This is a genomic window from Streptomyces sp. SID14436, from assembly GCF_010548465.1.
In the GTDB taxonomy this organism is placed as follows: domain Bacteria; phylum Actinomycetota; class Actinomycetes; order Streptomycetales; family Streptomycetaceae; genus Streptomyces.
The window spans coordinates 1-6985 of the sequence record NZ_JAAGMD010000684.1; the positions used below are offsets into that span (position 1 = coordinate 1).

The 6985-nt window shown below is 72.5% G+C and carries 6 protein-coding genes and 1 pseudogene; 6 read left to right on the forward strand and 1 reads right to left on the reverse strand.

From position 1 onward, the window contains the following. The 3 genes from G3I53_RS24795 to G3I53_RS24805 form a co-directional block, all read left to right on the forward strand. A partial coding sequence (locus tag G3I53_RS24795; RefSeq protein ID WP_203591871.1) for a transglycosylase family protein occupies positions 1-226 on the forward strand: 226 nt, incomplete at its 5' end. 84 nt (positions 227-310) lie between these two features. After that, a complete protein-coding gene (gene rsmA, locus G3I53_RS24800) occupies positions 311-1189 on the forward strand; it encodes a 16S rRNA (adenine(1518)-N(6)/adenine(1519)-N(6))-dimethyltransferase RsmA (RefSeq protein ID WP_164438786.1) in 879 nt (292 codons plus the stop codon). Next, entirely contained in the window at positions 1186-2088 is a 903-nt protein-coding gene (locus tag G3I53_RS24805; RefSeq protein WP_164438787.1) for a 4-(cytidine 5'-diphospho)-2-C-methyl-D-erythritol kinase, read from the forward strand. Before rsmA ends, G3I53_RS24805 begins: the two co-directional genes overlap by 4 nt. Before the next feature lie 10 nt (positions 2089-2098). On the opposite strand, the gene G3I53_RS24810 is transcribed toward G3I53_RS24805, so the two are convergent. Beyond that, positions 2099-2704, reverse strand: coding sequence for a Uma2 family endonuclease (locus tag G3I53_RS24810; RefSeq protein ID WP_239064088.1), 606 nt, complete (start codon positions 2702-2704; stop codon positions 2099-2101). 143 nt (positions 2705-2847) lie between these two features. Here G3I53_RS24810 and G3I53_RS24815 point away from each other — a divergent pair, with 143 nt between their 5' ends. The 3 genes and pseudogenes from G3I53_RS24815 to G3I53_RS24825 all read left to right on the forward strand — a co-directional run. Then, complete coding sequence (locus G3I53_RS24815) at positions 2848-4665, forward strand: ABC-F family ATP-binding cassette domain-containing protein (protein WP_164335588.1); 1818 nt, start codon at positions 2848-2850, stop codon at positions 4663-4665. Positions 4666-4903: 238 nt separating this feature from the next. After that, entirely contained in the window at positions 4904-6673 is a 1770-nt protein-coding gene (locus tag G3I53_RS24820) for a PQQ-binding-like beta-propeller repeat protein (protein WP_164335589.1), read from the forward strand. Between the two features lie 103 nt (positions 6674-6776). After that, a pseudogene (locus G3I53_RS24825) lies at positions 6777-6985 on the forward strand (hypothetical protein); the annotation flags it as partial.

Genomic DNA, 6985 nt, shown 5'->3' on the forward strand with positions numbered 1-6985 from the left:
GGAGCGGCTGGCGGCCTGCGAGTCCGGCGGCCGGCCCGACGCCGTCGACGCCTCCGGCACCTACGGCGGGCTGTACCAGTTCGACACCCGCACCTGGCAGAGCCTGGGCGGCCGGGGCCGCCCGCAGGACGCCCCCGCCGAGGAGCAGACGTACCGGGCGCAGCAGCTCTACGCCCGCAGCGGCACCAGCCCCTGGCCGCACTGCGGCGGCAGGCTGCACGGATGACGGGCCGCGGCGGCCCGGCGGGTGCCGCGCGGCGACCGGCCGAGGGGTGAACCGGGCGGTCCGCCCGCCCCGTACCCTTGTCCCGTGACCAGCCCCACCCCCGACGCCCTCCTGGGCCCCGCCGACGTCCGCGAACTCGCGGCCGCCCTCGGCGTGCGGCCCACCAAGCAGCGCGGCCAGAACTTCGTCATCGACGCGAACACGGTCCGCCGTATCGTCCGCACCGCCGAGGTACGCCCCGACGACGTGGTCGTCGAGGTCGGCCCGGGGCTCGGCTCGCTCACCCTGGCGCTGCTGGAGGCCGCCGACCGGGTCACCGCCGTCGAGATCGACGACGTCCTGGCCGCCGCGCTGCCGGCCACCGTCGAGGCCCGCATGCCCGAGCGGGCCGACCGGTTCGCGCTGGTCCACTCCGACGCGATGCACGTCACCGGGCTGCCCGGCCCGCCGCCGACCGCGCTGGTGGCCAACCTCCCCTACAACGTGGCCGTGCCGGTGCTGCTGCACATGCTGGAGACGTTCCCGAGCATCGAACGCACCCTGGTCATGGTCCAGTCGGAGGTCGCCGACCGGCTCGCCGCCGCCCCCGGCTCGAAGGTGTACGGCGTGCCCTCGGTGAAGGCCAACTGGTACGCGGAGGTCAAGCGGGCCGGCGCGATCGGCCGGACCGTCTTCTGGCCCGCCCCCAACGTCGACAGCGGCCTGGTCTCCCTCGTCCGCCGGGCCGAGCCGCCGAGGACCACCGCCACCCGGCGTGAGGTCTTCGCCGTCGTCGACGCGGCCTTCGCGCAGCGCCGCAAGACCCTGCGGGCCGCGCTCGCCGGGTGGGCCGGTTCGGCCGCGGCGGCCGAGGCCGCCCTGGTCGCGGCCGGCGTGTCCCCGCAGGCGCGCGGGGAGTCGCTGACCGTCGAGGAGTTCGCGCGCATCGCCGAGCACGCCCCGAGCAAGGAGTCCGCCGCGTGAGCACCGGCGTCACGGTCCGCGTCCCCGCCAAGGTCAATGTCCAGCTCGCGGTCGGCGCCGCCCGCCCCGACGGCTTCCACGACCTGGCCAACGTCTTCCTCGCCGTCGGCCTGTACGACGAGGTCACCGCCACCCCGTCGCCCGGCGGCCCCCGGGTGACGTGCGCGGGCGCGGACGCCGGCCAGGTCCCCCTGGACGGCACCAACCTCGCCGCCCGGGCCGCCGTCGCCCTCGCCGAACGCTACGGCCGCCCGGCCGATGTGCACCTGCACATCGCCAAGGACATCCCCGTCGCCGGCGGCATGGCGGGCGGCAGCGCGGACGGCGCGGGCGCCCTGCTGGCCTGCGACGCGCTGTGGGGCACCGGCGCCTCGCGGGAGGAACTCCTCGGCATGTGCGCCGACCTGGGCAGCGACGTGCCGTTCAGCCTGGCCGGCGGCGCGGCCCTCGGGACCGGGCGGGGCGAACGGCTGACGGAACTGGAGGTCGGCGGCACCTTCCACTGGGTGTTCGCGATGGCCCCGCGCGGGCTGTCCACCCCGGCGGTGTTCCGCGAGTTCGACCGGCTGTCCGAGGGCCGGGACATCCCCGCGCCCACCGCCTCGCAGGACCTGCTCGCCGCCCTCGCCAAGGGCGACGCGGACGCCCTCGCCGCCGCCGTCTCCAACGACCTCCAGCCGGCCGCGCTGTCGCTGTTCCCGGAACTGGCGGACACGCTGGCGGCGGGACGCGCGGCGGGAGCACTCGCCTGCCTGGTCTCGGGCTCGGGCCCGACGACGGCGTTCCTGGCGCGGGACGCGGACGCGGCGGAGTCGATCGCCGCCGCCCTGCGCACCTCGGACACCTGCCGCACGGTCCGCACGGCGGCGGGGCCGGTCCCCGGGGCGACGGTCCTCTGAGGGGAGCGGCTCAGAGCTCGTCGACGGCGGTCAGGTCGATGTCGATGGAGTAGGGCTTGTCGACCTTGATGCGGTCACGGTGCATGCCCATGTGCACGTAGGACCGGGTGAGCGGGTCCAGTTCGTAGACGTGGATGACGGGCCTGCCGCTCGTACCGTTCTCCTCGACGCGCCAGAAGTTCGGGATGCCCGCAGCCGCGTACTTCTGCGGCTTGGTGGTGCGGTCGCGTGATTCGGAGTCCGGCGAGACGACCTCGACGGCGAGCAGCACGTCCTTCGCCGCGTAGCGCGTCTGGCCCGATCCGGTGATCGCGTCGGTGCGGACAACGCTCACATCGGGCTCCGGGCCGTTGCGCCGGTCGAGGACGATGGTCATCTCCCGCCTGATTCTGAGCCCGGGCGGCACAGTCTGACGAAGTCCGTTGACCAACAGGTCGATGACGATGCTGTGGAACTCCCGCTGCGGACTCACGAAGACAAGGCTCCCGTCGATCAGCTCGGTGTGCGGCGGGAGATCCGGCAGGGTGAACAGGTCGTCCACGGTGTAGCCGTCCACGGGCGGCACCGGCCAGGTGCAGCGGTGCTGTGCGGACTCGGCGGTCATGGTTCCTCCCATGGACGGGATCCTGCTGCCTGAGACCACGGTAGTCGCCTCTTTCCGATCACGTCATGACATCGAGTGACGGTCACCTCGCGCGCGGAGCGTCCTTCGCCAGGCCCTACGCTGGAAAGCTGATCGATCCACCGGGCAGGAGAGAAATGGCCGTCAACCTGGTCAATGTCGAGAACGTGAGCAAGGTGTACGGCACCCGTGCCCTGCTCGACGGGGTGTCGCTCGGCGTCTCCGAAGGGGACCGGATCGGGGTCGTCGGGCGCAACGGTGACGGCAAGACCACCCTCATCCGGATGCTCGCCAAGCTGGAGGACACCGACACCGGCCGGGTGACGCACTCCGGCGGGCTGCGCATCGGCGTGCTCACCCAGTACGACTCCCTCGACCCCGCCGCCACCGTCCGCCACGAGGTCATCGGGGACCTGGCCGACCACGAGTGGGCCGGCAACGCCAAGGTCCGGGACGTGCTGACCGGCCTGTTCGGCGGGCTGGACCTGCCCGGCTTCCCCAAGGGGCTCGACACCGTCATCGGACCGCTGTCCGGCGGTGAGCGGCGCCGCATCGCGCTGGCCAAGCTGCTCATCGAGGAGCAGGACCTGATCGTCCTGGACGAGCCCACCAACCACCTCGACGTCGAGGGCATCGCCTGGCTCGCCGAGCACCTGCGCGCCCGCCGCTCCGCACTCGTCTGCGTCACCCACGACCGCTGGTTCCTCGACCAGGTCTGCACCCGCATGTGGGACGTGCAGCGCGGCGACGTGTACGAGTACGAGGGCGGCTACTCCGACTACGTCTTCGCCCGCGCCGAGCGCGAGCGCATCGCCGCCACCGAGGAGGCCAAGCGGCAGAACCTGGTCCGCAAGGAGCTGGCCTGGCTGCGCCGCGGCGCCCCCGCGCGGACGTCGAAGCCGCGCTTCCGGGTGGAGGCCGCCAACGAGCTGATCAAGGACGTGCCGCCGCCCCGGGACACCAGCGAGCTGATGAAGTTCGCCTCCTCACGGCTGGGCAGGACGGTCTTCGACCTGGAGGACGTCACCGTCCAGGCCGGACCCAAGGTGCTGCTCCAGCACGTCACGTGGCAGCTCGGCCCCGGCGACCGCATCGGCCTGGTCGGTGTCAACGGCGCCGGCAAGACGTCCCTGCTGCGGGCGCTGACCGAGGCCGCCCGCAGCGAGGGGCAGGTGCAGCCCGCGGCCGGCAGCATCCGCGTCGGCAAGACCGTGAAGCTGGCCTACCTCTCCCAGGAGGTCGCCGAACTCGACCCCACCTGGCGGGTCCTGCAGGCCGTGCAGCAGGTGCGCGAGCGCGTCGACCTCGGCAAGGGCCGCGAGATGACCGCCGGGCAGCTGTGCGAGACGTTCGGCTTCGGCAAGGAGAAGCAGTGGACGCCCGTCGGGGACCTGTCCGGCGGTGAGCGGCGCAGGCTCCAGCTGCTGCGGCTGCTCATGGACGAGCCCAACGTCCTCTTCCTCGACGAGCCCACCAACGACCTCGACATCGAGACCCTCACCCAGCTGGAGGACCTCCTCGACGGCTGGCCCGGCTCGATGATCGTCATCTCCCACGACCGTTTCTTCATCGAGCGCACCACCGACCGCGTCTTCGCCCTCCTCGGCGACGGCACCCTGCGGATGCTGCCGCGCGGCATCGACGAGTACCTGGAACGCCGCAAGCGCATGGAGGAGGCCGCCGCCGCGGCGTCGGCCGTGCCGGCCGCCGTGACGCAGACCACGGGGCAGCCCGAGCGCAGCGCCGCCGACCAGCGGGCCGCGAAGAAGGAACTGCAGCGGATCGAGCGCCGGCTGGACAAGGTGTCCGAGAAGGAGAGCGCGCTGCACGCCGCCATCGCCGAGCACGCCACCGACTTCGCCAAGGTCGCCGAACTCGACGCCGAGCTGCGGGAACTCACGGGGGAGCGGGAGGAGCTGGAGCTGCGCTGGCTGGAACTCGCGGAGGACGCCTGAGCGGCGCGCCCCCGGCGCGTGCAGGGGGCGCGCACGTCGTGAAGGGCTGGTGAAGGCGCGTAACGGGGGTATCACGGGCCCGTCCTCCCTCGGGAACAGGGGCGGACGGGGCCCGGTGGCGTGTCGGTGCCGGGTGATAGAAAGGGCCCGTCCGTATGAGAAACGTCTGAATACGACTCTGGGTTCATCGCTACCTCAGGGCGTGGCTAAAAATCAGTGAGTAAGGGGGAACGCGCTGATGACTCAGCCGCCCAACCAGCCGCCTCAGGGCGGCTTCGGAGCGCCGCAGGATCCGCAGTCCGGCGGCTTCGGACCTCCCGGGACGCCGCCGCCCCCGCAGGGGCAGCCCCCGGTCCCGCCGCCTCCGCAGGGCCCGCCGTCCGGTGCGCCGCAGCCCGGGTACGGCTACCCGCAGCAGCCCGGACAGCAGCCCGGCCCCTACACCGCCGGGCCGTACCAGTCCGGTCCGTACGGCCAGCCGCAGCAGCCCGGCCCCTACGGGCAGCCCGGATACGGCTACCCGCAGCCGCAGTTCCCCGGCGCGCCCGGAACCCCGCCCGGCGGCGGTTCCCGCAACCCGTTCAAGGGGAAGCCGGCCATGATCATCGGTGCCGCCGTGGCGGCGCTGCTCGTCGCCGGAGGCACCACCTGGGCGCTCGTCGGCGGTGACGACGACGGCAAGAAGGACAAGAAGCCCGTCGCCCGGACTTCCGACGACCCCAAGCCGAGCGCCTCCGACGACCCGATCAACCCCGGGGACGGCAGCGGCGACGGCGACTCCGACCCCGAGGACCTCAACGAGGGCCGCCAGGCGGGCGAGTCCAAGGTGCTCTGGTACAAGGAGGCGCCCGACGCGCCCGGTTCCGGCGCCGAGGCCCCCGGCATGTGGATCACCGGGGACACCGCGGTCAAGGCCGCCTACAAGCAGCTGTTCGCGTACAACGTCTCCGACGGCCGCCCCGCCTGGGAGGCGCTGACCTTCCCCGAGAAGATCTGCGCGGTCACCCAGGAGGCGACGGCCGACAACAAGATCGTCGTCGCCACCATGAACGGCAGCAGCAGCCGCGCCAAGTGCAACCAGATGCAGCAGATCGACCTGAACACGGGCGAGAAGGGCTGGTCCGAAGAGGTCGCCGACGGCGCCCTGTTCGACACGGTGTCGTCCATCGAGATGTCCCTGGCGGGCAGCACCCTGATGGTGGGCCGCTCCCAGTCGGGCACGGCCTACGACGTGACCAGCGGCAAGAAGCTGTTCGACACCAAGAAGTACGGCGACGCCTGCTTCCCGACGGCCTTCGCGGGCGGCAAGAAGCTGCTCCAGGTCGCCTCGTGCGGCGCGGGCGGCGACAACGCCCACGACGAGCTGCGCGAGCTGGACCCGAAGACCGGCAAGGTGAAGTGGACCCAGAAGTTCGACAAGGGCTGGCGCATCTCCCGCGCCTACTCCGTCGACCCGGTGGTCATCTACAGCACCAACGACGACAAGAAGGCGTGGAACATCTCCACCTTCACGTCGACCGGCAAGTTCCGCTCCCAGGTCGGCTTCGACGAGGACTTCGCCCCCCAGTGCGGCTGGGCCATCCTCGCCCGCAACCTCCAGGGCTGCGAGGGCGTCGCCGCCGACAGCGACACGCTGTACCTGCCCACCGAGGCCCGGACCGGGGCCAACGAGATCGTCGCCGTCAACCTGGCCGACGGCAAGGAGAAGTGGCGCGTGAAGTCCCCCGCGGACGAGTCGATGCGGCCCATCAAGGTCGAGGGCGGCAAGCTCATCGCCTACGTGGACCCGTCGTACGACGCGGGCGGGCAGGTCGTGTCCATCCCCCTCACCGGCAGCAGCCACAAGCCGGTCAAGCTGATGCAGAACCCGCAGGGCGTCGCCCGGATCGAGAACGGCTTCTTCAACAAGACCGTCGACTGGGCCGACGGACGCTTCTTCATCTCGGCCACCCGGCTGTCCGGCAATGACGAATCGAAGGAGAAGTTGATGCTCGCCTACGGCAAGTGAGGCGCGTGACAGCGGTGAGGAGCGCCGGCCCCGGACGGCCGGCGCCCTCGCTCCGTCCGGTCACTTCCCCGTCGCCCGTCCCCTTCACCGAGGTGTTCCCGTCATGACCCAGCCGCCCCCGCCGCCCAACCAGCCCCCGCAGCAGCCGGGATTCGGCCCGCCGCATGACCCCGGGCAGCAGCCGGACCCGTCCGCGGCCCAGCAGCAGCCCCCGCAGCCGGAGCAGCCGGCCACCCCGCCGGCGCAGCCGCCCGCGGCCCCGGCCGGACCGGACCTCACCAAGGCCCCCGAGCCCGGCTACGGCTACCCGCA

Coding starts and splice junctions, on each gene's coding strand:
- G3I53_RS24810 (WP_239064088.1), bottom strand. CDS start 2,704: ATGGGAGGAACCATGACCGCCGAGTCCGCACAGCACCGCTGCACCTGG.
- G3I53_RS24815 (WP_164335588.1), top strand. CDS start 2,848: ATGGCCGTCAACCTGGTCAATGTCGAGAACGTGAGCAAGGTGTACGGC.
- G3I53_RS24820 (WP_164335589.1), top strand. CDS start 4,904: ATGACTCAGCCGCCCAACCAGCCGCCTCAGGGCGGCTTCGGAGCGCCG.